This window comes from Pseudomonas sp. F-14 TE3482, from assembly GCF_053629455.1.
The window spans coordinates 5,615,290-5,639,655 of the sequence record NZ_JBRJII010000001.1 but is presented as its reverse complement, the minus strand read 5'-3'; the positions used below and the strand labels follow the sequence as shown (position 1 = coordinate 5,639,655).

The window sequence follows — 24,366 nt, the reverse complement described above, 5'->3', positions numbered from 1 at the left end:
TTTGGGGCCGCTTCGCGCCCCAGCGGGAGCAAGCTCCCTCGCCACGTTTGAAAGTGCTTATTTTTTCAGGTCTTCCGCGCCCTGCAGCGGCTCATCGCCCAGCAGCAGATCCTTGGCATGGCTGACCTGTTCTTCTTCGAACATGCGCCAGATCTTCTCATCCTGTACGCCCAGCAGTTCGACGAAGCGACGACCTTCGATCTTGTCGCTCAACTGGCCGATGTAGCGGCCCTGTTCGGTTTCACTGCGGGCCAGGGTGATCTTGCGATCCTTCTCCGGCTGAGTGGGTGAAATCAGGTTCAGTTCAAGGGTTTTCGGCTGGCTGTTGCCGCTCAGGCGCAGGTCGACTTCGCCGGTCACGTCATCCAGATGCACGCTGGCACGCAGTTGCAGGGTCTGGGCCAGCAGTTCACGGTCCAGTGAACGGTTGATGCCCTTGCCAGCCTCGTAATAGTTGTCGTTGACCAGGTTGTCCGGGTTGTTCACCGCGATGGTCACCATCGACAGGGTCAAGGTCACCGAGCAAGCCAGGATGGCGATGATGATCCACGGCCAAAGGTGCTTGTACCAGGGACTTGCGGCAGTTGCAGCGGGCATGGTCATTTCTCTCAACGAGTTTGTGGGCCGATGAATCGGCTCTTGGCTTCAACGTGGACGTTGGCGTCGTCGGCATCCTTGAGGATGAATGTCACCTCGTTGGTGCTCGACGGCAGTTGTTCCGGTGCGCTGGACAGTTCCACCGGCTGGCTGAAAATCTCCCCGGCGGCGACTTTGATCTCACGCTTGCCTTGCAGCTTGAGGTCCGGCAGGCCGGTAGCTTCGAGCACATAGGTATGGTCGTGCTGGTCCTTGTTCATGATCTTCAGGCTGTAGACGTTTTCGATCCGGCCTTCGGCGTTCTCGCGGTACAACACGCGGTCTTTACTGACATCGAAGCCAACCAGCGAGCGCATGAAAAATGCAGTCACCAGCAATGCGATCATCGCCAGCAGCACCGTGGCATAGCCGATCAGGCGTGGGCGCAGTTTATGGGTTTTTTGCCCGGACAGGTTGTGCTCGGTGGTGTAGCTGATCAGGCCGCGCGGGTAATCCATCTTGTCCATGATGCTGTCGCAGGCGTCAATGCACGCCGCGCAGCCGATGCATTCGACTTGCAGGCCGTCACGAATGTCGATACCGGTGGGGCAGACCTGGACGCACATCGTGCAGTCGATGCAATCGCCAAGACCCTGAGCCTTGTAGTCGATGCCTTTCTTGCGCGGGCCACGGCTTTCGCCACGACGCGGGTCGTAGGAGACGATCAACGTGTCCTTGTCGAACATCACGCTCTGGAAGCGTGCATACGGGCACATGTAGATGCACACCTGCTCGCGCAACCAGCCGGCGTTGCCGTAAGTGGCGAGGGTGAAGAAGCCGACCCAGAAATACGACCAGCCATCCGCCTGGCCGGTGAAGAACTCGATCACCAGTTCGCGAATCGGCGAGAAGTAACCGACGAAGGTCATGCCGGTCACGAAACCGATCAGCAGCCACATTGTGTGCTTGCTGAACTTGCGCAGGAATTTGTTGGCGCTCATCGGCGCCTTGTCGAGCTTGATGCGCTGGTTGCGGTCGCCTTCGGTGACCTTTTCGCACCACATGAAGATCCAGGTCCAGACGCTTTGCGGGCAGGTGTAGCCACACCAGACCCGACCGGCATACACGGTAATGAAAAACAGGCCGAAGGCACTGATGATCAGAATGCCCGAGAGCAGGATGAAATCCTGAGGCCAGAAGGTCGCGCCAAAAATGAAGAATTTACGCTCCGGCAGGTTCCACCAGACGGCCTGATGACCGCCCCAGTTCAGCCACACCGTGCCGAAATACAGCAGAAACAGCCCGGCCCCGCCGATCATCCGCAAATTGCGGAACAGGCCGGTGAAGGCGCGGGTGTAGATCTTTTCTCGAGAGGCGTAGAGGTCGACGCTGTTGTTCGCGTTCTTGGCAGGCGGAGTGACGTCGTGTACCGGAATCTGATTGCTCATCGTTGCATCCCACGGCAGTGGAAAAATGCCTCGGTCAGTACGTGCCGACCGCGGTCAAAAAGAGGTGTTGCAGTGGCGCAATGATACGCCTGTCGCTCTAGATCAAGGGTGCGACCTTTGGTCGCGTTGGGGGGAGGGCGTGGATGGTGTAGCAGATGCAACAAGTCATGATCCAGATCAATTGACTATAGACGATCCATGAATCACTTCTCGTGAGCCGCTCCCTGGAGCGCAGCGGCTCATTTATTCTGAGAAGGCATCAAGGCAGCCTTCCGTCTCCCAGGCTGTCCAGCCCGCTGTCTTTTTTTCTACCGACATCTTCGGTGGCCGGTTTTGTGCTTTCGTTGTCTGAGGGCGTGCCCTCAACATCGTTGATAACGTAAGTGAAATCCTCGTGGGATAGCACACAATCATAGTCAGACTCTCGCATAGGGTTCTTCCTTGAAATGCGTCTGTTGAACGGTGGCCCTCACGTTGCTCGTCAGGGTGAAAAGGGAAGCTACAGGGCGCTGAAATCCGAGTCTATTGAGCATTCGTCTCAAATTATGAAGGCGTCGAAATGCAAACGGCCCCCGTCAATTCTCATTGGCGGGGGCGTTTTTTTTCTGCTTGCTCGGCACTCGTTAGAGTGCGTTCATATATTTTATTCTTAACTAACGAAATGTCAGACATATATTTTATTGGTTTGAAAGTTTCATTTGTTTGCGGGTTAACAGGGCTTATTGTATTTTGCGGCTTCAACGTAATGGCTGCGAAGAGCGGCTAATCAATATCAATGGAAATGGATTTCAATGAAGTTATCAATGAATAAGTGGCTGGCATGCCTTGCCTTGGTGTTAGTTAATTGCTGGGGCTCAAGTATTGCTTTTGCAGAAGCACCGCAACACATGATATTTGCCTCGGACTCGCAATATCCCTGGAGTGATCTTACCGATAAGGGTGAGCAGGATCCCAACAAGGAAGCTCGGTCAAGAGAATTGATCGAATTGCAATATTCCGATATCGCGAGCTTCAGAAGCCTTAATGGCGGCGCTCACCGTATACCTGTAATGATTAATGGAGATATCACGGCGTTTGGTCATGGAGGCGAGCGTTCGTACATGAGGGAGGTTTTTGAGAAGAAACTGCTGGGGCTCTATGACTATGGTTTGGGGAACCATGATTATGCCAATAACGTAGATGATTGTTTTTGGAATAATTGTGCGGCCGGGAGTGTCAATGACCTCAAGACACGCTATTGGGGGAATGGGGTGTCCATGGACTTGGCGGCAAGAAGTTCGGGTCTTGGGAAAATTTATTACGGCAGTCTCGCCTACTCAAAGGGTTTTGGTGATGTGCATTTGGTTCAATTGAATAATGAGCCGACCTATACAGTTAATTTTACTTCCGGTAATCCGTTGGCTCGAACGTCATTTGAAATTACTGATGCGCTGGACTGGCTTGAGCGTGATCTGAAAAGCGCGAGAGCACAGGGCAAAATCATTATTCTCAATATGCACAAGGTCTATGACTGGGCTGGCAATGATGCGCAGATTTCCCGATTTAAACAGATGATCAACCACTACAAGGTGACCGCTGTATTTGGCGGGCATGATCACAAGGGCGTAGGGATCCATATGTACTCCAGAAAATGGGAGCTGTTTGGCGAAGTGCCCGTATTCATGAGTGGTTCTGCTTCCCAGCAAACCTATCTTATTGCCAGTTTTGCCGATGATCGACAGTCTCTGAAAATCAGTGCAGTACACAACAGTAACTGGCCCAGCCGTGAAACTGTGAGGGTCATTCCTGTCTTGAAGTAAGCAGGTTTGAGGCTGAAATGAAAACGGCCCCGCCAGTTCACATGGGCGGGGCCGTTTGTTGTTGCGATCAAGCGTTTGCCTTACTGGGCGTCCGCTTCCGGCGCTTTCTCACCGTGAGAGAGGCTGTAGACGTAAGCGGCCAGCAGGTGAACCTTATCGTTGCCTTGCAGTTGTTCCTGCGCAGGCATCTGGCCCTGGCGACCGTAACGGATGGTCTGCTGCAGTTGAGCGAAGCTCGAACCGTAGATGAAGCCGGTCGGGTGGGTCAGGTCAGGGGCGCCCATGGCTGGCGTACCTTTGCCGGCCGGGCCGTGGCACGCCACGCAGTTGGCGGCGAACAGTTTCTGCCCGGCAACCGGGTCAGCCTTGGCGCCTTCAGGCAGCTTGCGGCCATCCAGGTTGGTCAGTACGAACGCGGCAACGTCAGCAACGCCTTGCTCGCCGATCACTTCAGCCCAAGCCGGCATCACGGCGTGACGACCGCCCATGATGGTGGTCTTGATGGTTTGCGCTTCGCCGCCCCAGCGCCAGTCGGCGTCGGTCAGGTTAGGAAAGCCATAGGCGCCTTTGGCGTCGGAACCGTGGCAGACCGAGCAGTTGGAGGCGAACAGGCGGCCACCCATCTTCAGGGCTTGCGGGTCTTTGGCCACTTCTTCGATTGGCATGGAAGCGAATTTGGCGAAGATCGGGCCAAACTTGGCGTCCGACCTGAGCATTTCCTTTTCCCATTCGTGAACGCCGGTCCAGCCAGTCTGGCCGTTGGCGAACGCGGTCTGCTTCTCGTTATCCAGGTAGTTATAACCCGGCAACAGGCCTTTCCAGTTACCCAGGCCCGGGTACAGCACCAGGTAGCCGAGGGCGAAGATGATGGTGCCCACGAACAGCATGAACCACCATTTCGGCAGCGGGTTGTCATACTCCTCGATCCCGTCGAAGGAGTGGCCGACCGTTTCATCGGTGGATTCGCTGCGCTGGCCCTTGCGGGTGGACAGCAGCAGCCAGGTCAGGGCGAAGATGGTGCCGAGACTGAGGACTGTGACGTACAGACTCCAGAACGTAGTCATTCTTTGTTACTCCTAGAAGCTTGCTCGACGTGCTTGATGGCTTCGGGATCATCCGCGAAAGGCAGCAAGGTCGCGTCTTCAAACTCCGACTTGCGCTTGGGGCTGAACACCCACAGCGCCAGACCGATGAAGGCCACCATCACAACAACGGTGCCCAGGCCACGAATCATCCCGATATCCATCTAAATCACCGTTTGCTTTTGATGATGGTGCCCAGGCCTTGCAGATAGGCCACCAGCGCGTCCATTTCGGTTTTGCCCTTCACAGCATCCTTGGCACCGGCGATGTCTTCGTCGGTGTAAGGGACGCCGAGCGTGCGCAAGACTTCCATTTTCTTGGCGGTGTCTTTGCCGTCGAGCTTGTTTTCCACGAGGAACGGGTAGGCCGGCATTTTCGACTCAGGCACCACGTTGCGCGGGTTGTACAAGTGCGCACGCTGCCAGTCATCGGAGTAACGACCGCCGACACGGGCCAGGTCCGGACCGGTACGCTTGGAACCCCACAGGAACGGGTGGTCCCAAACGCTTTCACCGGCGACCGAATAGTGGCCGTAACGTTCGGTTTCAGCACGGAACGGGCGGATCATCTGCGAGTGGCAACCGACACAACCGTTGGCGATGTACACGTCGCGGCCTTCCAGCTCAAGGGCGGTGCGAGGTTTCATGCCCTCGACCGGCTTGTTGGTGACGTCCTGGAAAAACAGCGGAACGATTTGAGTCAGGCCGCCGATGCTGACGGCGATAACCATGAAGAAGGCCAGCAGGCCAATATTCTTCTCGACTGCTTCATGCTTCATCAGTGAGCTCCAACTACAGCAATCTGTTCAGCAGCTTTGGCTTCAGCCGGGTTCGAGGCACGTACGGTACGCCATACGTTGTAGGCCATGAACAGCATGCCGCTGGCAAAGAACGCACCGCCCAGGGCGCGAACGATGAAACCTGGGTGGCTGGCTTGCAGCGCTTCAACGAACGAGTAGGTGAGGGTGCCGTCGTCGTTGATTGCACGCCACATCAGACCTTGGGTGATGCCGTTGACCCACATCGACGCGATGTACAGAACGGTACCGATGGTCGCGAGCCAGAAGTGCGTGTTGATCAGGCCGATGCTGTGCATCTGCGTACGACCGAACAGTTTCGGGATCATGTGGTAGATCGCGCCGATCGAAATCATCGCTACCCAGCCAAGAGCGCCGGCGTGTACGTGGCCAATGGTCCAGTCGGTGTAGTGCGACAACGAGTTGACGGTCTTGATGGCCATCATCGGGCCTTCGAAGGTCGACATGCCGTAGAACGCCAGCGATACCACGAGGAAGCGCAGGATCGGGTCGGTGCGCAGCTTATGCCAGGCACCCGACAGGGTCATCATGCCGTTGATCATGCCGCCCCAGCTGGGTGCCAGCAGGATGATCGACATCGCCATGCCCAGGGACTGAGCCCAGTCCGGCAGTGCGGTGTAGTGCAGGTGGTGCGGGCCGGCCCAGATATACAGGGTAATCAGCGCCCAGAAGTGCACGATCGACAGACGATAAGAGTAGATCGGACGCTCGGCCTGCTTCGGAACGAAGTAGTACATCATCCCCAGGAAGCCGGTGGTCAGGAAGAAACCTACCGCGTTGTGGCCGTACCACCACTGGATCATCGCATCAGTCGCACCCGAGTAAGCCGAGTAGGACTTGAAGAAACTGACCGGCAGGGACGCGTGGTTGACGATGTGCAGCATCGCGGTCACGACGATGAAGGCACCGTAGAACCAGTTACCGACATAGATGTGCTTGGTCTTGCGCTTGACGATGGTGCCGAAGAACACCAGACCGTAGGTGACCCAGACGATGGCCAGCAGAATAGCCAGAGGCCATTCAAGTTCCGCGTATTCCTTGGTGGTCGTGAAACCCATCGGCAAGGTAACGATCGCGCCGACGATCACCGCTTGCCAACCCCAGAAGGTGAAGGCCGCGAGGCTGTCGGAAATCAGTCGCGTTTGGCAGGTTCGCTGCACGACGTAATAGGAAGTGGCAAACAGAGCACACCCACCGAAGGCGAAAATCACCAGGTTGGTGTGCAGCGGGCGCAGGCGTCCAAAGCTCGTCCATGCCAGACCGAAGTTCAACTCCGGCCAGACCAGTTGCGAGGCGATGAAGACACCGAGCCCCATGCCAAGGATCCCCCAGACCACCGTCATGATGGCGAACTGGCGGACTACCTTATAGTTATAAGCAGTCGGACTGATTGCTGTGCTCATTCTAAGGTTCCACGGTTTGGGTGTTTTATTAGGAGTAAAAATCGGCCGCAAGTATGTAGAAAGCGGGGGGTCATTGCAACGCGCCATGACGTAGGTCAATGCTTTCAAAAGCTGATTCTGCGGCCTTTCCATGCGCCGCGTAAGGACAAAATTGCCCTCGGACAAAATGTCGCAACGGATCAAAGAGGCGAGGGGTTCAGGTCAGTTGTAACGGGGTATGTTCAAACACGACGATCGGGTGACAGCGGGCAACGGGGACGATAGCCGGTGTCTACCAGCCTTTGCGGCCTGTCATCGAGCAAATTCGTCGAACACATCGGGTTGAATCGACCTGGAACCGGCGCTGGCCAGTCCGCATCGCAGGGAAGCTTAGACCCGAATCCGGCGAACCGAAAGGAAGACCAAGGGAGGGTGCGACAATGCGTCGCAAAGGGGCAGGGAACTGCCGCATCCGGGTGAATGCGGCGTTGCGCGGACGAGATTTATTCGCTTTTGCCTTCAGCCTGTAAACGCTCGGTGCTCAGACCTTGAGACAGGCTGTATACGTAAGCGGCCAGCAATTGCACCTTGTCGTTGCCGAGCAGTTCGTTCTGCGCCGGCATATGGCCCTGACGACCATGACGAATGGTTTGTTCAAGCTGCGCCAGGCTTGTACCGTAGATAAATCCGGCCGGTTGCGTCAGCTTCGGCGCCCCCATGGCTTCAGTGCCCTGGCCGTTTGCCCCATGACAGGCTACGCAGGTGGTGCTGAACGCTTGCTGTCCAGCGTGCAGATCGGCTGTGCTGCCTTCCGGCAAGGGCAGGCCGGCCAGTTCGTGACGCACATAAGCGGCGACGTTCTTCACGCCGGCGTCACCGAGGATTTCTCCCCAGGCCGGCATCGCGGCCATGCGACCGCCCATGATGGTCGTTTTGATCATTTCGGCATCGCCGCCCCAGCGCCAGTTGTTGTCCGCCAGGTTGGGGAAACCGAACGCGCCCTTGGCATCCGAGCCGTGGCACACCGAGCAATTGGACGCAAACAGACGACCGCCCATTTTCAGGGCTAGCGGGTCCTTGGCCACTTCTTCGATGGGCATGGCAGCGAATTTGGCGAAGATCGGCCCGAACTTCGCGTCAGCCTTGTTCATCTCCTTTTCCCATTCGTGGACACCGGTCCAGCCGTCCTCATAACCGGGCAATATGCCTTTCCAGTTGCCCAGGCCCGGGTAAAGCACCAGATAACCGACGGCAAACACCAGCGTGCCGGCGAACAGCATGAACCACCACTGCGGCAGCGGGTTGTCGTACTCCTCGATGCCGTCGAAGCTGTGGCCCATGGTCTGGTCGACGCTGCCCTTGGTTTCGCCCTTGCGGGTGCCGATCAGCAGCCAGGTCAGGCCGATCAGGCTGCCGATGGTCAGTACGCAGATCCACGTACTCCAGAAGGTGGTCATGGCCGGGTACTCCTTGTTTCAGGTTCTTGGGTGGCGTCTTCGGGTAGCGGTTCATCGGCGAACGGCAGCAGGCGTGCTTCGGCGAATTCCGGATTGCGCTTGCGGTTGAACACCCACAGCGTCAGGCCGACGAAGGCTACGAACACCACGACCGTGCCCAGGCCGCGGATCATTCCACTGCTCATTACGCTTACGATTTCAAAGGGCATGGCCATGGCTCACCTCTTGCTCTTGATGGATGTGCCGAGCACTTGCAGGTAAGCAACCAATGCGTCCATTTCGGTCTTGCCCTGGAGTGAGGCGACTGAACCTGTAATGTCTTCATCGGTGTACGGCACGCCGAGGGTGCGCATGGCGCGGATCTTGGTTTCGGTGTGGCTGCTATCGACCTTGTTGTCCACCAGCCACGGGTAGGCCGGCATCTTCGATTCAGGCACCACGTTGCGCGGGTTGTACAAGTGCGCGCGGTGCCAGTCTTCGGAGTAGCGACCACCGACCCGGGCGAGGTCCGGGCCGGTACGTTTCGAGCCCCACAGGAACGGGTGATCCCAGACGCTTTCACCGGCCACCGAATAGTGGCCGTAGCGTTCGGTCTCGGCGCGGAACGGACGGATCATCTGCGAATGGCAACCGACGCAGCCTTCGCGGATGTAGATGTCACGACCTTCCAGTTGCAGCGCGGTGTAGGGCTTCATGCCTTCCACCGGTTTATTGGTCACGTCCTGGAAGAACAGCGGGACGATCTGGGTCAGGCCGCCGATGCTCACGGCCAGCACCATCAGCAACATCAGCAGGCCGACGTTTTTCTCGATTGTTTCGTGTTTCATGGCGGCCTCCTCAGGCGATCTGCGCGGCAGCGGCGGCTTCGGCAGGCTGCGAGGCCCGCACGGTGCGCCAGGTGTTGTAGGCCATCAGCAACATGCCGCTGAAGAAAATCGCACCGCCTACCAGACGCACGACGAAGCCTGGGTGGCTGGCCACCAGGGTTTCGACGAAGGAGTAGGTCAGCGTGCCGTCTTCGTTGACAGCGCGCCACATGAGGCCTTGGGCGATGCCGTTGACCCACATCGAAGCGATGTACAGCACGGTGCCGATGGTCGCGAGCCAGAAGTGCGCGTTGATCAGGCCGATGCTGTGCATCTGTGTGCGGCCGAAGATTTTCGGGATCATGTGGTACAGCGCGCCAATGGAGATCATCGCTACCCAACCGAGGGCGCCGGCGTGAACGTGGCCGATGGTCCAGTCGGTGTAATGGGAGAGGGCGTTCACGGTTTTGATCGCCATCATCGGCCCTTCGAAGGTCGACATGCCGTAGAACGCCAGCGACACCACGAGGAAGCGCAGGATCGGGTCGCTGCGCAACTTATGCCAGGCGCCCGACAGCGTCATCATGCCGTTGATCATCCCGCCCCAGCTCGGTGCCAACAGGATCAGCGACATCACCATGCCCAACGACTGCGCCCAGTCCGGCAGCGCGGTGTAGTGCAAGTGGTGTGGGCCGGCCCAGATGTACAGGGTGATCAGCGCCCAGAAGTGCACGATGGACAAGCGATAGGAATACACCGGACGCTCGGCCTGTTTCGGCACGAAGTAGTACATCATCCCGAGGAAACCGGCGGTGAGGAAAAAGCCTACGGCGTTGTGTCCGTACCACCACTGCACCATGGCATCGGTCGCACCGGCGTACAGCGAGTAGGACTTGGTGAGACTTACCGGCAATTCCAGGTTGTTGACGATGTGCAGGATCGCCACGGTGATGATAAAACCACCGAAGAACCAGTTACCGACATAAATGTGTTTGGTCTTGCGCTGCATGATCGTGCCGAAGAACACGACGGCATAAGCCACCCAGACGATGGTGATCAGGATGTCGATCGGCCATTCCAGCTCGGCGTACTCCTTGGAACTGGTGTAACCCAGTGGCAGGCTGATGGCCGCCAGCAAGATCACCAGTTGCCAGCCCCAGAAGCAGAACGCGGCGATTTTCGGCGCGAACAATCGGGTCTGGCAGGTGCGTTGTACCGAATAAAACGAACTGGCGAACAGGGCGCAACCGCCGAAGGCGAAGATCACCGCGTTAGTGTGCAGCGGGCGCAGACGGCCGAAGCTGGTCCACGGCAGGTTGAAGTTGAGTTCAGGCCAGACCAATTGGGCGGCGAGAAAAACCCCGAGCCCCATGCCGACGATGCCCCACACCACCGTCATAATGGCGAATTGGCGGACCACCTTGTAGTTGTAGGCGGTACTGATAGAAGTGTTCATGGTTCCCCATCCACGGTTCAGCCGAAGTGAGGGCCTGCCTTTGCGAGTAAGCCGCACGGCAGACGCTCCCTTCGCCTGGAGTTATAGGCAGACTAAAAGCGAGGCAAGCATGGACAAAGAGCACAAGGCCAGTATTGACGGGGATCAATGGGCGCAGTGTGTGCGAGATCATGGATGGTTGTGGAATGCCGCCACGACACCGGCCTCGGCGACGCTGATTCTCGCTCACGGTGCCGGTGCGCCGATGGATAGCGTCTGGATGAGCGACATGGCTGAGCGCCTTGCCGCGCATGGGGTCAACGTGTTGCGCTTCGAGTTTCCCTACATGGCGCAGCGGCGTATCGATGGCGGTAAACGTCCCCCCAACCCTGCACCCAAATTGCAGGAATGCTGGCGTGAGGTGTATGCCGTGGTGCGACGCCATGTCGCTGGGCGCCTGGCCATTGGCGGCAAGTCCATGGGCGGGCGGATGGCGAGTTTGTTGGCCGATGAGTTGGGCGCGGATGCGCTGGTGTGCCTGGGGTACCCGTTTTACGCCGTCGGCAAACCGGAAAAACCGCGGGTCGAGCATTTGGCGGCGCTGAAGACTCGCACGTTGATTGTGCAGGGTGAGCGGGATGCGCTGGGTAATCGGGCTGCGGTCGAAGGGTATGAGTTGGCGCCGGGAATCGAGGTGTTCTGGCTGGAAGCAGCGGATCATGATTTGAAGCCGTTGAAGGCTTCGGGGTTTAGTCATGAGCAGCATTTGGCGGCTGCGGCGGGGAAGGTTTCCGAGTTTCTTCAGTGAGATTTGCAGTGCCAGTTCGGGCCTCTTCGCGGGCAAGCCTCGCTCCTACAGGTCATGCGCCGATCATGGGAGCACCGATTACCTGTAGGAGCGAGGCTTGCCCGCGAAAGCGATCTTCCAGGCAATAAAAAAACCGGAGGTATTCACCTTCCGGGTTTTGTCTTTCCAGCAGCAATCAGCGGTTAAACCGCTCCACCAACGAATATTGGGTATTCGCGGTCTTGGTCAGTTCTTCGCTCAATAGCGCCGAGTGCTGTGCCTGTTCCGAGGTCTGGTCAGCCAGTTGCGAGATGTTGCTGATGTTGCGGCTGATTTCTTCGGCCACTGCACTTTGCTCTTCGGTGGCGGCAGCGATCTGGGTGGTCATGTCAGTGATGTTGGCCACCGCTTCGCTGATGCCCACCAGCGCCTGATCCGCTTCCAATACCCGCGCTACACCTTCTTCGGCCTGACGATGCCCGGCTTCCATGGTTTGCACCGCGGTGCTGGCGGTTTGCTGCAGCTTGGCGATCAGCGCGTGGATTTGCCCGGTGGATTCGCTGGTGCGTTGCGCCAGTTGACGCACTTCGTCGGCCACCACCGCAAAACCACGGCCCATCTCGCCAGCACGCGCGGCTTCAATCGCAGCGTTCAAGGCCAACAGGTTGGTCTGGTCGGCGATGCCTTTGATCACATCGACCACGCCGCCGATTTCGTCGCTGTCCTTGGCCAGTTGCGTGACCGTCAGGCCGGTTTCACCGACCACCACCGACAGGCGTTGAATGGCTTCGCGGGTTTCCCCGGCGATGTCGCGACCGCGACCGGTCAGGCGATTGGCTTCCTGAGTGGCGTCGGCGGTGCGCTGCACGTGGCTGGCGACCTCCTGAGTGGTGGCCGCCATCTGATTCACAGCGGTCGCCACTTGCTCGGTTTCCACGCGTTGACGTTCCAGGCCGGTGGAGCTGTTGTGGGCCAGGGTGTCGGACTGTTTCGCTTGCTCGGTCAGGTGTTCGGCGGTGTCCTGCAGGCGGGTCAGGCAGGTTTTCAGGCGTGCTTCCTGGCTGAGGATCGACATCTCCAAACGTGCCTGGGCGCCACGGCTGTCGGTATACATCTGCGCGATCAGCGGGTCGGACGTGGTCTGCTCGGCCAGGCGCAGCAAACGCTTGATACCGCGCTGTTGCCAGCTCAAGCCCATCAAGCCCAACGGCACCGAAAGGCCGGCGGCGAGGGCGAAGCCCCATTGGGACGTCAGGGTGGCGCCGATCATGAAGCTCAACTGGCTGACCAGAATGAACGGCAGCCAGTCCTGAAGCACCGGCAGCCATTTGTCGCTTTGAGGAATGGCTGACTTGCCCTGGTTGATGCGTTGGTAGAGCGCTTCGGCACGGCGGATCTGCTCGGCGGTGGGTTTGACCCGCACCGACTCGTAGCCGACCAGCTGATTGCCGTCGAACACCGGTGTGACATAGGCGTTAACCCAGTAGTGGTCACCGGTCTTGCAGCGATTCTTGACAATGCCCATCCATGGCAAGCCTTGTTTCAGTGTGCCCCACATGTGCGCGAACACCGCAGCCGGGACGTCGGGGTGACGGACCAGGTTATGCGGCGCACGGATCAGTTCCTCACGAGAAAACCCGCTGATGTCGACGAAAGCGTCGTTGCAGTAGGTGATCACGCCCTTGGCATCGGTGGTGGAAATCAACCGTTGCTGAGCCGGGAAGGTCCGTTCGCGTTGGGTAATGGGCTGGTTGTTACGCATGGCTTTTTCAATCCGCAAGGCTTTGAGAGGTTGTCGGCATCGTCAGGCATTTATTGAAGTGTTTTTTTCATAAATCAGTGACGCGTCGCAAAACGACCATTGCGTCAGCCAACGAGCATCGGATAAGTGAACAGCCCGAAATGCAGCAGATTCAAACCAAAGTGGGTGGCGATGGCCGCGCCCAATCCGCCGAAACGGTAGGCCAGGCCATAACCGACCCCCGCCAGGCCCGCCAACAACACCCATTGCCAACCGGCACCCAGATGAGCGAGGCCGAACAGCATTGAGGCGAGCAATAACGCGAGGTTGTCGCCGTAAGACAGGTGTTTGAACTGCCGGCTCAGACCGCCCTGGATGTAGCCGCGAAACAACGCTTCCTCCACCAGCGTCACCAGTAGCAGATTGTTCAACACCCACAACCAGGCCTGATCCGGCCACTTCGGTGCCCAACTGATCACGCCCAGCAACAGCGCGCCACCCAAGGCCAGCACGGCACTTACGGTCAGGGCGAGGGCGGTGGCATAAACGGACAGCCGCAACGAGCGCCGGCCGACAATCCATGGGCAAATCAGCAACAGCCAGAAACCGATCAGCGGTTTGTCCTGATTCAGGTACATCGCAAACGGCACGGCATCGTCGGTGAAACGCTGGGGATCAATCGCGCGACCGTTGAAGAAGCCGGGAAGCCAGTGCATTGCCAGCGCTACCGCCAGGACGATGAACAAGCCGTGGCCGAGGTAGCGGCCAATGGGGATCTGTTGTTGGCGAACGGCGAAACCGGCGAACAGCAGCAGCGCGAAAGAAATCGAGGCCAGCCAGCCGAGATGGCCGTAGATCAACGCCAGGCCATAGCCCATGGAGAGAAGTGCCAGATAAGTCCATGGCAGAGCGATCATGTTAAGTCCTTGTTTCAGAGAATCTGCGGATTGCCTAAGTCCCTGTGGGAGCTCTGTGGCGAGGGGGCTTGCCCCCGTTTGAGTGCGTAGCACTCACAAGATTTTTGGGACATCAGAGATTTTGGGACTGCTTCGCAGCCCAACGGGGGCAAGCCCCTCGCCACAGGACTCCCACATTTGTCCTGTGATCGACACTAATGGGCGCGCGATTATAGAGACGCACACCGCGTAAACAAAAACACCGCCCGAGAGCGGTGTTTTATCAGCAGGCTGTTACGAGGCAATCAATTGCCGCAACACGTAATGCAAAATCCCCCCGGCCTTGAAGTACTCCACCTCGTTGAGGGTATCGATCCGGCACAACACCTCAATCTTTTCCTTGCTGCCGTCTTCACGGGAGACAACCAGGGTCAGGTTCATCCGCGGAGTCAGTTCAACGCCCGTCAGGCCAAGGATGTCCACGGTTTCCTTGCCGGTGAGGTTCAGGCTCTTGCGGTTCTGATCCAGCTTGAACTGCAACGGCAACACACCCATGCCGACCAGGTTGGAACGGTGAATTCGCTCGAAGCTCTCGGCGATGACTGCTTTCACGCCCAGCAGATTGGTGCCCTTGGCCGCCCAGTCGCGGCTCGAGCCGGTGCCGTATTCTTGCCCGGCGATCACCACCAGCGGTGTCCCCGACGCCTGGTACCGCATGGCCGCGTCGTAGATCGGCAGCTTCTCCCCGGTCGGAATATAAATCGTGTTGCCGCCTTCTTCGCCGCCAAGCATCTCGTTGCGAATGCGGATGTTGGCGAAGGTACCGCGCATCATCACTTGATGGTTGCCGCGACGGGAGCCGTAGGAGTTGAAGTCCCGCGGTTCCACCCCTTGCTCGCGCAGGTAATGGCCGGCAGGGCTGTCCGCCTTGATGTTGCCGGCCGGGGAGATGTGGTCGGTGGTCACTGAATCGCCAAGCAACGCGAGGACTTTCGCCCCTTCGACGTCCTTGACCACTGGCGCAGGGCCGCCGATGTCATCGAAGAAGGGCGGATGCTGGATATACGTTGAATCGTTGTTCCACACATAAGTCGCCGCCTGCGGCACTTCGATCGCCTGCCACTGTTCGTCGCCGGCAAACACTTCGGCGTACTCCTTGTGGAACATCGCGGTGTTTACCTGAGTTACCGCGTCGGCGATTTCTTTAGTGCTCGGCCAAATGTCTCGCAGATAAACCGGCTGGCCGTCCTTGTCATTACCCAATGGCTCGCTGCTGATGTCGATGCGCACCGTGCCAGCCAATGCATAGGCGACGACCAGCGGCGGGGAGGCCAGCCAGTTGGTTTTTACCAGCGGATGCACGCGACCTTCGAAGTTGCGGTTGCCCGAGAGCACCGAGGCGACGGTCAGGTCGGCTTTCTGAATGGCTTTTTCGATCGGCTCCGGCAACGGCCCGGAGTTGCCGATGCAGGTGGTGCAGCCATAACCGACTAGGGCAAAACCGAGCTCATCAAGGTATTGGGTCAGACCTGCAGCCTTGTAGTAGTCGGTGACCACTTTCGAACCGGGAGCCAGCGAGCTCTTGACCCACGGTTTGCGCTTCAGGCCTTTTTCCACGGCTTTTTTCGCCACCAGCCCGGCCGCCATCATCACGCTGGGGTTGGAGGTGTTGGTGCAGGACGTGATGGCGGCGATCACCACCGCACCGTTTTTCAGCCGATAAGTACTCCCTTCGTGGTGGTAATCCGCTTCGCCGATCAGATCGGCGTTACCCACCGCGACGCCACCGCCGCCCTCACTTTCGAGGCGACCCTCTTCCTTGCTGGAGGGTTTGAACTGCAGGCCGAGAAAGTCAGTGAACGCTTGCGCGACATTCGGCAACGAGACGCGGTCCTGTGGGCGTTTCGGCCCGGCGAGGCTGGCTTCGACGCTGCCCATGTCCAGGGCCAGGCTGTCGGTGAACACCGGCTCCTTGCCGGGCAGGCGCCACAGGCCCTGGATCTTGCTGTAGGCCTCCACCAGTTTCACGGTTTGCGGGGTGCGGCCGGACAGGCGCAAATACTCCAGTGTCACCTCGTCCACCGGGAAGAAGCCGCAGGTGGCGCCATACTCCGGGGCCATGTTGGCGATGGTCGCGCGATCGGCCAGCGGCAAATCGGCGAGACCGTCGCCGTAGAACTCGACGAATTTCCCCACCACACCTTTTTTGCGCAGCATCTGGGTGACGGTCAGCACCAGGTCGGTGGCGGTAATGCCTTCCTTGAGCTTGCCGGTGAGTTTGAAACCGATCACTTCCGGAATCAGCATCGACACCGGTTGGCCGAGCATCGCCGCTTCCGCTTCGATCCCGCCGACGCCCCAGCCGAGCACGCCGAGACCGTTGATCATGGTGGTATGGGAATCGGTGCCGACCAAAGTGTCCGGGAAGGCATAGGTGCGCCCATCCTCGTCCTTGGTCCAGACCGTGCGACCCAGGTACTCGAGATTCACCTGGTGGCAAATGCCGGTGCCCGGTGGCACCACGCTGAAATTGTTAAAGGCGCTCTGTCCCCAGCGCAGGAAGGCATAACGCTCGTGGTTGCGCTGCATTTCGATGTCAACGTTTTGTCCGAAGGCGCTTGCACTGGCGTATTTGTCGACCATCACCGAGTGGTCGATTACCAGATCCACCGGCGACAGCGGATTGATTCGCTGCGGGTCGCCACCGGCCTTGGCCATGGCCGCGCGCATGGCGGCCAGGTCGACCACGGCGGGGACGCCGGTAAAGTCCTGCATCAATACCCGCGCGGGCCGGTACTGGATTTCGCGATCGGAGCGGCGCTCCTTGAGCCAGGCGGCAATCGCCTTGAGATCAGCGCCGGTGACGGTTTTTTCGTCCTCCCAGCGCAGCAGGTTTTCCAGCAACACTTTCAACGACATCGGCAGCTTGTCCAGATCGCCCAGGCTTTTGGCGGCTTCGGGCAGGCTGAAATAGTGATAGGTCTTGTCGTCGACTTGTAAGGTTTTAAGGGTTTTCAGGCTATCGAGGGACGGCATTGAAATGACTCCTTTAAATCCGCACGGCTACGGACTGACGGGAAGGACAGAGCTCTAAACCTAGCCCTGTTTATACGTTAAGGCTAATAACTGGACTCTACGGGCAAGTCCAAGGTTCCGATCTCGGCTATCATGCGCCGGTTTTCGTGACAGGCTTTGCTTCAACGCAAGTCTGGGCATCGCGCAGTGGCTGAATTCTTCGCCAACTGCCCAGGAGTAAGAATGAACACCCTCTTTATGCATTGCCGGCCGGGCTTCGAAAGCGAAGTCTGTTCCGAGATTTCCGAACATGCCGCGCGGCTGAACGTGGCCGGTTATGCCAAGGCCAAAACCGCCAGCGCCTGCGCCGAATTTATCTGCACCGAAGAAGACGGCGCCGAGCGCCTGATGCGTGGCCAGCGTTTCGCCGATCTGATCTTCCCTCGCCAGTGGGCTCGCGGGATCTTCATCGATCTGCCGGAAACCGACCGCATCAGCGTGATCCTTGCGCACATGGCGGATTTCCCGCTGTGTGGCAGCCTGTGGCTGGAAATGGTCGACACCAACGATGGCAAGGAACTGTCGAACTTCTGCAAGAAATTCGAAGGCCACCTGCGCAAGGCGCTGATGGCGGCCGGCAAACTGGTGGAAGACGCCAACAAGCCGCGGCTGTTGCTGACCTTCAAGAGCGGTCGCGAAGTGTTCATGGGGCTGGCGGAATCGAACAATTCGGCGATGTGGCCGATGGGTATTCCACGCCTGAAATTCCCGCGTGAAGCGCCGAGCCGTTCGACCCTCAAGCTGGAAGAAGCCTGGCACCATTTCATTCCCCGCGACCAGTGGGACGAGCGCCTGCACAGTGACATGACCGGTGTCGACCTCGGCGCTGCACCCGGTGGCTGGACCTGGCAACTGGTCAACCGCGGCATGCTGGTGACCGCCATCGACAACGGCCCGATGGCCGAAAGCCTGATGGACACTGGTTTGGTGCAGCATTTGATGGCTGACGGTTTCACCTTCAAGCCCAAGCAACCGGTCGACTGGATGGTCTGCGACATCGTCGAGAAACCGGCGCGCAACGCGGCGATGCTGGAAGAGTGGATTGGCGAGGGGCATTGCCGGGAAGCGGTGGTCAACCTCAAGCTGCCGATGAAACAGCGTTATGCCGAAGTGAAGCGCTTGCTGGAACGTATTGCCGACGGGTTCAAGGCACGGGGCATTCGGGTCGAGATCGGCTGCAAGCAGCTGTATCACGACCGTGAAGAAGTGACCTGCCATTTGCGCCGATTGGACGTGAAGAAACCCAAGTCCCGCTGAGTCACCCGGCCCCCTGTGGGAGGCTTGTGTGGCGAGGGAGCTTGCTCCCGCTGGGCTGCGCAGCAGCCCTAAATGGGACACCGAGATCTTTCTGATGGACCGCATAGCCAGAATTGGGGTCGCTTCGCGACCCAGCGGGAGCAAGCTCCCTCGCCACATACCCGGCAATGCGCGACAATGCCGGCAAGTTTCAGGAGTAAACCATGAGTGAAATGATCGATACGCCGGTAGACGGCACCCTCGACGCCACCGGCCTCAATTGCCCGGAACCGGTGATGATGCTGCACCAGCACATCCGAGACCTGGTGCCCGGCGGCCTGCTGAAGGTGATCGCCACTGACCCGTCGACCCGTCGCGACATTCCCAAGTTTTGCGTGTTTCTCGACCACGAACTGGTCGCGCAGCATGAAGAGGCAGGCACCTACCTCTACTGGATCCGCAAGAAACTCGCTTAACCCGCCGAACGACTGATGCGGATCCGCTTGCGTGCACTGCGCGTCAGGCGGATCGACAGCATCAGCGCTGCGCAACTCAAGCCGACGATCAAACCCTGCCACAGCCCGCTCGGGCCACTCGGCGCGCCGAGCCAGTCGGTCAGGCCCAGGGCGTAACCCACCGGTAAACCGATTCCCCAGTACGCGAACAGTGTCAGGATCATCGTCACCCGCGTGTCCTGATAGCCGCGCAATGCGCCCGCCGCCGTCACCTGGATCGCATCGGAAAACTGGAACAGCGCCGAATACACGATCAACATCGCGGCCACCTGAATCACCGTCGGGTCGGCGGTGTAAATCGCAGCGATGGGTTCACGCAGCAATAGCATCAGGCTCGCCGACAAGCACGCATAAGCCAGGGCGGTGGCCATGCCGACACCGGCGGCGAAGCGGGCTTCGCGTGGTTCCTCACGGCCCAGTGCCTGGCCGACACGCACGGTCACGGCCATGCCCAAGGAGTAGGGGATCATGAACACCAGCGAGCTGAAGTTCAGCGCAATCTGGTGCCCGGCGACCACGGTGGCGCCGAGGCTGCCGATCAGCAGGGCGATCACGGCGAAGATGCTCGACTCGGCGAACACCGCGATGCCGATTGGCAGGCCGATGCCCAGCAGACGCTTGATCACCGACCACTGTGGCCAGTCGAAACGGCTGAACAACTCGCTCGACTGATAGGCCGGCGCCCAGCGCTCCCAGCCGGCCATGCCCAACGCCATGACCCACATCACGATCGCCGTGGCCCAGCCGCAGCCGACACCGCCCATGGCCGGCACACCGAAGTGGCCATAGATGAAGATGTAATTGAGTGGAATATTCAGCGCCAGCCCGCACAGGCCAAGGACCATGGCCGGGCGGGTGCGCCCCAGGCCATCGCTGAAACAGCGCAGCACGTGATAGATCGCGACGGCAGGCAAGCCGCTGGCGATGCCGTGCAGATACTGCATGCACGGGCCGATCAATTCGGGGTCGACCTTCATGATGTGCAGGATCGGTTCGGCGCTGAACAGCATGCCGGTCGCCATCAAGCCCACCACCAGCGCCAGCCACAACGCCTGGCGTACGATCGGGCCGATCTCGCTGTGGGTGCCGGCGCCGAAGCGCTGAGCGACTTTCGGGGTAGTGGCCAGCAGTGTGCCGGTCATCAGCAGAAACACCGGCACCCAGATCGAGTTGCCCAGCGCGACGGCCGCCAGATCTCGAGGCCCGACACGACCGGCCATTACCGCATCGACGAAGCCCATGGCGGTGGTCGCCAGTTGCGCGATCATGATCGGCAACGCCAGGCCAAGCAGGTTTTTCAGCTCCAGGCGAACCCGGGCCGGGCGGTTGAGAGAAATAGCGGCGGGGCGGTCAGTCACGGAATTCAAGGCGAAACGTCCAAAAGATTTTGATGCGCGAGGCGGCGCATTCTACGCCTTGACGCAGTGGTCAGGAAAAGTCCTGTGTTAGGGATTTGTAATCAGCTTGTTTCGACATTCCTGTGGCGAGGGAGCTTGCTCCCGCTGGGCTGCGCAGCAGCCCCAAAATCAGCAACCCATTTCCTTCAGGCACACCGCGGCATCAGTCTTTACGACTGCTTCGCAGCCGGACGGGAGCAAGCTCCCTCGCCACAGGGCCCGTGTTGCCCTTCACATCAAGACGAACAATGCCTGCTGGCCCATCACGGTCATCTGCGCCTAAACTGCCGATCCGCCAAAGGAGCCTGCCATGCTGATTGTTGCCGACGAAAATATCCCGCTACTCGATGCCTTCTTCGCAGGTTTCGGCGAAATCCGCCGGGTGCCTGGACGTGCCATCGACCGCGCCACTGTCGAGCAGGCCGATGTGCTGTTGGTGCGCTCGGTGACCAACGTCAACCGCGCATTGCTCGAAGGCAGCAAGGTGCGCTTTGTCGGCACGTGCACCATCGGCACCGATCACCTGGATCTGGATTACTTCCGACAGGCCGGCATTACCTGGTCCAGCGCGCCAGGCTGCAATGCCCGGGGTGTGGTCGATTACGTGCTGGGCAGCCTGCTGACCCTGGCCGAAATCGAAGGTGCCGACCTGACTCAACGCACCTACGGTGTGGTCGGTGCCGGTGAAGTGGGCGGGCGGCTGGTCAAGGTTTTGCAAGGTCTGGGCTGGAACGTGCTGGTCTGCGATCCCCCAAGGCAAGCGGCCGAAGGGGGCGATTATGTCAGCCTCGAGCAGATCATCGAGCAATGCGACGTCATCAGTCTGCACACTCCGCTGGACAAGCAAGGCCCTCAGTCGACCTGGCATCTGTTCGATAAAAACCGCTTGAACCAACTCAAGCCCGGCGCCTGGCTGATCAACGCCAGTCGTGGCCCGGTCATCGACAATGCCGCCCTGCGCCATGTGCTGTTGGAGCGTGAAGACCTGCAAGCGGTGCTGGATGTCTGGGAGGGGGAACCTGAGGTCGATGTGGCACTGGCCGAGTTGTGTGTGCTGGCGACGCCACACATTGCCGGTTACAGCCTCGACGGCAGACAGCGCGGGACGGCGCAGATCTATCAGGCGCTTTGCGAGTTCCTTGGGCAACCGGAACAGGTCAGCCTGGACGATTTGCTGCCAGCACCGTGGTTGTCGGCAGTGACGTTGAATGCCGACAGCGATCCGGCCTGGGTGCTGGCGATGTTGTGCCGTGGCGTGTACGACCCGCGCCGTGACGATGCGAACTTCCGTCGCAGCCTTGTAGGTCATGTGAGCGAGCAGCGTGCGGCGTTCGATGCACTACGCAAGCATTATCCGCTGCGGCGTGAGATCGATGGGTTGAAGGTGCGGATCGAGGGGGATTCGCCGGCGTTGCAGCGGATCGTGGCGGCGTTGGGGGCTTCGGCTGTCTGAGTACCGCGTTGGCCTTATCGCGGGCAAGCCACGCTCCCACAGGTCATGCGTCAATTTTGAAATCGCGGTAATCCTGTGGGAGCGGCTTGCCCGCGATAGGGCGCGCAGCACCCTCAAAAGGCACCCATAAAAAACCCGGCTAAAAGAGCCGGGTCAAGAAGACGGTGGCTATATCACTCTTGTTCGGCAGGCTTGACCAATCGCTTCTCCAGTTCGCGGCAAGCGTCCTGGATCATGTTTTCAGTGATCGGTACTTCGCGCCCATCCTTATCAATAATCGAGCAACCCAAAGACTGGTCTGGTTGCGTGCGGATCACTGGAATCTTGTCTTCGCTGCTGTTTTGCAAGGACATGGCCTGTCTCCTCATCAGGTTGTGTGCTTACTGTAAAACCACCAAGTGACCGGGCTATGACAACTTCCTGCGATCTTTCAAGGCGGCATCTTCAGTCCATCAGAAATACCCGGACCTTTCCACCCGGACTTTAGACCAATAATCTCTAGTCACTAGTCTTGGCGGTCATAATTAACCTGACTCATTATGATTTACAGCGTTCAATCCCATCGGTCGGTGTAGGCTTGATCGGGTCAAAGCCATTGGTTGCACCTTCGGATGATCTTCATGCTTTCTTCCCGTCACCGCCGCGCCATTCGTCTGGCCAGCCGTTTCCTCGCGCCTTATCGTTGGCCGGCTTTGGGTGCCTTGCTGGCGCTGATCGTCACTGCCGGCATCACCTTGTCCATGGGGCAGGGGATTCGCCTGTTGGTGGATCAGGGTTTCATGACCCAGTCGCCGCATTTGCTCAACCGATCCATCGGCGTGTTCATGATGCTGGTGGTCGGTCTGGCGATTGGCACCTTTGCACGGTTTTACCTGGTGTCGTGGATCGGCGAGCGCGTTGTCGCCGACATCCGCCGTCGGGTATTCAATCATCTGGTTTACCTGCACCCGGGGTTCTATGAAGATAACCGCAGCTCCGAAATCCAGTCGCGGCTGACCGCCGACACCACGCTGCTGCAATCGGTGATCGGCTCTTCGCTGTCGCTGTTCCTGCGTAACGGGTTGATGGTGATCGGCGGGATTGTCTTGCTGTTTATCACCAACCCCAAACTCACCAGCATCGTGGTGGTCGCGTTGCCGCTGGTGGTCGCGCCGATCCTGATTTTTGGTCGCCGGGTGCGCACCCTGTCGCGTCTGAGCCAGGACCGGATTGCCGATATCGGCAGCTATGTCTCCGAAACCCTGAGCCAGATCAAAACCGTGCAGGCCTACAACCATCAGGTTCAGGACGAGCAGCGTTTTGCCACGACGGTGGAAGAGGCTTTCAACACTGCCCGCAAGCGCATTTTCCAGCGCGCCTGGCTGATTACCCTGGTGATCCTGTTGGTGTTGGGCGCGGTCGGGGTGATGCTCTGGGTCGGCGGCATGGATGTCATCGCCGGGCGGATTTCCGCGGGTGAGTTGGCAGCGTTCGTCTTTTACAGCCTGATCGTCGGCGGTGCCTTCGGCACACTGAGTGAAGTGATCGGCGAACTGCAGCGTGCAGCAGGGGCGGCGGAACGGATTGCCGAGTTGTTGCGTTCGGAAAACATCATCCAGCCACCGACCCAGGGGCTGGTGACGTTGCCTGAACGGGTGAAGGGCGATCTGGTGCTACAAGATGTGCGCTTTTCCTACCCGTCGCGTCCGCAAAGCTATGCTGTCGATGGCCTTAATCTGACGATCAACGCCGGCGAAACCCTTGCATTGGTCGGGCCGTCCGGTGCCGGCAAGTCGACCGTGTATGACCTGCTATTGCGCTTTTACGACCCCATAGAAGGACACATCCTGCTGGACGGCGTGCCGCTGACCCAACTCGACCCTCTGGACCTGCGTCGCTGCTTCGCCCTCGTCTCGCAATCCCCGGCGCTGTTCTTCGGCAGCATCGAAGAGAACATTCGCTACGGCCGCCCGACGGCAACGTTGGCTCAGGTCCAGGAAGCCGCGAAAATCGCCTACGCCCACGACTTCATCGAGCAAATGCCCAACGGCTACCAGACTCACCTCGGCGACGCGGGTCTCGGTTTATCCGGCGGGCAACGCCAGCGCCTGGCCATCGCCCGAGCGCTGCTGGTGGACGCGCCGATCCTGCTGCTGGACGAAGCCACCAGCGCCCTTGATGCCCAGAGCGAGCACCTGATTCAGCAAGCCCTGCCCAGCCTGATGAAGAATCGCACCACACTGGTCATTGCCCACCGACTGGCCACGGTGAAAAACGCCGACAGGATCGCGGTGATGGATCAGGGGAAACTGGTGGCGGTGGGGACGCATCAGGAGTTGATTGCAAGTAATGCACTGTATGCACGGCTGGCGGCGTTGCAGTTCAATGACGGCAAGGTTGAAACCGATCTTCACCTGTAGGAACTGTGTAGGAGCTATGGCTCCTACACTTATCCGGCATATCCGGCATATCCGGCATATCCGGC

At 59.1% G+C, this 24,366-nt stretch carries 21 protein-coding genes; 6 read left to right on the top strand and 15 right to left on the bottom strand.

The window, feature by feature from the left end:
• Window positions 1–57 precede the first annotated feature (57 nt).
• Window positions 58–597 (bottom strand): FixH family protein, encoded by a 540-nt coding sequence (locus AB7M26_RS25465; RefSeq protein ID WP_123496667.1) that lies wholly within the window; start codon window positions 595–597, stop codon window positions 58–60.
• 11 nt (window positions 598–608) lie between these two features.
• Window positions 609–2,024 carry a cytochrome c oxidase accessory protein CcoG gene (gene ccoG, locus AB7M26_RS25460; protein WP_123496454.1) on the bottom strand — a complete coding sequence of 472 codons (1,416 nt, stop codon included), beginning with the start codon at window positions 2,022–2,024 and terminating at the stop codon, window positions 609–611.
• An 803-nt stretch (window positions 2,025–2,827) separates the two neighbouring features.
• On the opposite strand from ccoG, the gene AB7M26_RS25455 reads away from it, so the two are divergent.
• Window positions 2,828–3,823 carry a metallophosphoesterase family protein gene (locus tag AB7M26_RS25455; protein ID WP_259698686.1) on the top strand — a complete coding sequence of 332 codons (996 nt, stop codon included), beginning with the start codon at window positions 2,828–2,830 and terminating at the stop codon, window positions 3,821–3,823.
• A gap of 80 nt (window positions 3,824–3,903) precedes the next feature.
• On the opposite strand, the gene ccoP (AB7M26_RS25450) is transcribed toward AB7M26_RS25455, so the two are convergent.
• The 8 genes from ccoP (AB7M26_RS25450) to ccoN (AB7M26_RS25415) all read right to left on the bottom strand — a co-directional run bounded on the left by ccoP (AB7M26_RS25450) (window position 3,904) and on the right by ccoN (AB7M26_RS25415) (window position 10,823).
• Window positions 3,904–4,887 carry a cytochrome-c oxidase, cbb3-type subunit III gene (gene ccoP / locus AB7M26_RS25450; protein WP_123496458.1) on the bottom strand — a complete coding sequence of 328 codons (984 nt, stop codon included), beginning with the start codon at window positions 4,885–4,887 and terminating at the stop codon, window positions 3,904–3,906.
• A complete protein-coding gene (locus tag AB7M26_RS25445; RefSeq protein ID WP_003175465.1) occupies window positions 4,884–5,069 on the bottom strand; it encodes a CcoQ/FixQ family Cbb3-type cytochrome c oxidase assembly chaperone in 186 nt (61 codons plus the stop codon). The genes ccoP (AB7M26_RS25450) and AB7M26_RS25445 overlap by 4 nt, the downstream gene beginning before the upstream one ends.
• A gap of 5 nt (window positions 5,070–5,074) precedes the next feature.
• Window positions 5,075–5,683: a cytochrome-c oxidase, cbb3-type subunit II gene (gene ccoO, locus AB7M26_RS25440; protein ID WP_009042961.1), complete on the bottom strand. Its 609-nt coding sequence runs from the start codon at window positions 5,681–5,683 to the stop codon at window positions 5,075–5,077.
• Window positions 5,683–7,125, bottom strand: coding sequence for a cytochrome-c oxidase, cbb3-type subunit I (gene ccoN, locus AB7M26_RS25435; protein ID WP_007905436.1), 1,443 nt, complete (start codon window positions 7,123–7,125; stop codon window positions 5,683–5,685). The genes ccoO (AB7M26_RS25440) and ccoN (AB7M26_RS25435) overlap by 1 nt, the downstream gene beginning before the upstream one ends.
• Window positions 7,126–7,607: 482 nt before the next feature.
• Window positions 7,608–8,561: a cytochrome-c oxidase, cbb3-type subunit III gene (ccoP, locus tag AB7M26_RS25430; RefSeq protein WP_123496460.1), complete on the bottom strand. Its 954-nt coding sequence runs from the start codon at window positions 8,559–8,561 to the stop codon at window positions 7,608–7,610.
• Window positions 8,558–8,758, bottom strand: coding sequence for a cbb3-type cytochrome oxidase subunit 3 (locus tag AB7M26_RS25425; protein WP_032830511.1), 201 nt, complete (start codon window positions 8,756–8,758; stop codon window positions 8,558–8,560). The genes ccoP (AB7M26_RS25430) and AB7M26_RS25425 overlap by 4 nt, the downstream gene beginning before the upstream one ends.
• Before the next feature lie 21 nt (window positions 8,759–8,779).
• Window positions 8,780–9,388 carry a cytochrome-c oxidase, cbb3-type subunit II gene (ccoO, locus tag AB7M26_RS25420; protein WP_074875099.1) on the bottom strand — a complete coding sequence of 203 codons (609 nt, stop codon included), beginning with the start codon at window positions 9,386–9,388 and terminating at the stop codon, window positions 8,780–8,782.
• Window positions 9,389–9,398: 10 nt separating this feature from the next.
• Window positions 9,399–10,823, bottom strand: a complete 1,425-nt coding sequence (gene ccoN / locus AB7M26_RS25415; RefSeq protein WP_123496462.1) for a cytochrome-c oxidase, cbb3-type subunit I — start codon at window positions 10,821–10,823, stop codon at window positions 9,399–9,401.
• A gap of 109 nt (window positions 10,824–10,932) precedes the next feature.
• On the opposite strand from ccoN (AB7M26_RS25415), the gene AB7M26_RS25410 reads away from it, so the two are divergent.
• Entirely contained in the window at window positions 10,933–11,610 is a 678-nt protein-coding gene (locus AB7M26_RS25410; RefSeq protein WP_123496464.1) for an alpha/beta family hydrolase, read from the top strand.
• Window positions 11,611–11,785: 175 nt separating this feature from the next.
• Here the strand turns inward: AB7M26_RS25410 and AB7M26_RS25405 are convergent, their stop codons facing one another.
• The 3 genes from AB7M26_RS25405 to acnA all read right to left on the bottom strand — a co-directional run bounded on the left by AB7M26_RS25405 (window position 11,786) and on the right by acnA (window position 17,262).
• Window positions 11,786–13,351: a methyl-accepting chemotaxis protein gene (locus AB7M26_RS25405; protein ID WP_123496466.1), complete on the bottom strand. Its 1,566-nt coding sequence runs from the start codon at window positions 13,349–13,351 to the stop codon at window positions 11,786–11,788.
• A gap of 104 nt (window positions 13,352–13,455) precedes the next feature.
• Entirely contained in the window at window positions 13,456–14,247 is a 792-nt protein-coding gene (locus AB7M26_RS25400) for a CPBP family intramembrane glutamic endopeptidase (RefSeq protein ID WP_123496468.1), read from the bottom strand.
• 273 nt (window positions 14,248–14,520) lie between these two features.
• Window positions 14,521–17,262 carry an aconitate hydratase AcnA gene (gene acnA, locus AB7M26_RS25395; RefSeq protein WP_123496470.1) on the bottom strand — a complete coding sequence of 914 codons (2,742 nt, stop codon included), beginning with the start codon at window positions 17,260–17,262 and terminating at the stop codon, window positions 14,521–14,523.
• 222 nt (window positions 17,263–17,484) lie between these two features.
• Between acnA and rlmM the strand changes: the two genes are divergently transcribed.
• Together rlmM and tusA are read left to right on the top strand one after the other, a co-directional pair.
• Window positions 17,485–18,558 (top strand): 23S rRNA (cytidine(2498)-2'-O)-methyltransferase RlmM, encoded by a 1,074-nt coding sequence (gene rlmM, locus AB7M26_RS25390; RefSeq protein WP_123496472.1) that lies wholly within the window; start codon window positions 17,485–17,487, stop codon window positions 18,556–18,558.
• Between the two features lie 203 nt (window positions 18,559–18,761).
• Entirely contained in the window at window positions 18,762–19,013 is a 252-nt protein-coding gene (gene tusA, locus AB7M26_RS25385) for a sulfurtransferase TusA (protein WP_007907805.1), read from the top strand.
• On the opposite strand, the gene AB7M26_RS25380 is transcribed toward tusA, so the two are convergent.
• Complete coding sequence (locus AB7M26_RS25380; protein ID WP_429386654.1) at window positions 19,010–20,419, bottom strand: MATE family efflux transporter; 1,410 nt, start codon at window positions 20,417–20,419, stop codon at window positions 19,010–19,012. The genes tusA and AB7M26_RS25380 overlap by 4 nt on opposite strands.
• 340 nt (window positions 20,420–20,759) lie before the next feature.
• On the opposite strand from AB7M26_RS25380, the gene pdxB reads away from it, so the two are divergent.
• Window positions 20,760–21,902 carry a 4-phosphoerythronate dehydrogenase PdxB gene (gene pdxB / locus AB7M26_RS25375; RefSeq protein WP_429386651.1) on the top strand — a complete coding sequence of 381 codons (1,143 nt, stop codon included), beginning with the start codon at window positions 20,760–20,762 and terminating at the stop codon, window positions 21,900–21,902.
• Window positions 21,903–22,075: 173 nt separating this feature from the next.
• Here pdxB and AB7M26_RS25370 read toward each other — a convergent pair whose 3' ends face one another.
• Complete coding sequence (locus tag AB7M26_RS25370; protein ID WP_074875113.1) at window positions 22,076–22,255, bottom strand: PA1571 family protein; 180 nt, start codon at window positions 22,253–22,255, stop codon at window positions 22,076–22,078.
• Window positions 22,256–22,513: 258 nt separating this feature from the next.
• Here AB7M26_RS25370 and AB7M26_RS25365 point away from each other — a divergent pair, with 258 nt between their 5' ends.
• The gene (locus AB7M26_RS25365) at window positions 22,514–24,301 is read left to right on the top strand and encodes an ABC transporter transmembrane domain-containing protein (RefSeq protein ID WP_185022106.1); all 1,788 of its coding nucleotides are present in this window, start codon (window positions 22,514–22,516) and stop codon (window positions 24,299–24,301) included.
• Window positions 24,302–24,366: the final 65 nt, after the last annotated feature.

Bases quoted from the DNA above. Each gene is read 5' to 3' on its own strand.
- AB7M26_RS25465 (WP_123496667.1), bottom strand. From the start codon at position 597: ATGCCCGCTGCAACTGCCGCAAGTCCCTGGTACAAGCACCTTTGGCCG.
- ccoG (WP_123496454.1), bottom strand. From the start codon at position 2,024: ATGAGCAATCAGATTCCGGTACACGACGTCACTCCGCCTGCCAAGAAC.
- AB7M26_RS25455 (WP_259698686.1), top strand. From the start codon at position 2,828: ATGAATAAGTGGCTGGCATGCCTTGCCTTGGTGTTAGTTAATTGCTGG.
- ccoP (WP_123496458.1), bottom strand. From the start codon at position 4,887: ATGACTACGTTCTGGAGTCTGTACGTCACAGTCCTCAGTCTCGGCACC.
- AB7M26_RS25445 (WP_003175465.1), bottom strand. From the start codon at position 5,069: ATGGATATCGGGATGATTCGTGGCCTGGGCACCGTTGTTGTGATGGTG.
- ccoO (WP_009042961.1), bottom strand. From the start codon at position 5,683: ATGAAGCATGAAGCAGTCGAGAAGAATATTGGCCTGCTGGCCTTCTTC.
- ccoN (WP_007905436.1), bottom strand. From the start codon at position 7,125: ATGAGCACAGCAATCAGTCCGACTGCTTATAACTATAAGGTAGTCCGC.
- ccoP (WP_123496460.1), bottom strand. From the start codon at position 8,561: ATGACCACCTTCTGGAGTACGTGGATCTGCGTACTGACCATCGGCAGC.
- ccoO (WP_074875099.1), bottom strand. From the start codon at position 9,388: ATGAAACACGAAACAATCGAGAAAAACGTCGGCCTGCTGATGTTGCTG.
- ccoN (WP_123496462.1), bottom strand. From the start codon at position 10,823: ATGAACACTTCTATCAGTACCGCCTACAACTACAAGGTGGTCCGCCAA.
- AB7M26_RS25410 (WP_123496464.1), top strand. From the start codon at position 10,933: ATGGACAAAGAGCACAAGGCCAGTATTGACGGGGATCAATGGGCGCAG.
- AB7M26_RS25405 (WP_123496466.1), bottom strand. From the start codon at position 13,351: ATGCGTAACAACCAGCCCATTACCCAACGCGAACGGACCTTCCCGGCT.
- AB7M26_RS25400 (WP_123496468.1), bottom strand. From the start codon at position 14,247: ATGATCGCTCTGCCATGGACTTATCTGGCACTTCTCTCCATGGGCTAT.
- acnA (WP_123496470.1), bottom strand. From the start codon at position 17,262: ATGCCGTCCCTCGATAGCCTGAAAACCCTTAAAACCTTACAAGTCGAC.
- rlmM (WP_123496472.1), top strand. From the start codon at position 17,485: ATGAACACCCTCTTTATGCATTGCCGGCCGGGCTTCGAAAGCGAAGTC.
- tusA (WP_007907805.1), top strand. From the start codon at position 18,762: ATGAGTGAAATGATCGATACGCCGGTAGACGGCACCCTCGACGCCACC.
- pdxB (WP_429386651.1), top strand. From the start codon at position 20,760: ATGCTGATTGTTGCCGACGAAAATATCCCGCTACTCGATGCCTTCTTC.
- AB7M26_RS25370 (WP_074875113.1), bottom strand. From the start codon at position 22,255: ATGTCCTTGCAAAACAGCAGCGAAGACAAGATTCCAGTGATCCGCACG.
- AB7M26_RS25365 (WP_185022106.1), top strand. From the start codon at position 22,514: ATGATCTTCATGCTTTCTTCCCGTCACCGCCGCGCCATTCGTCTGGCC.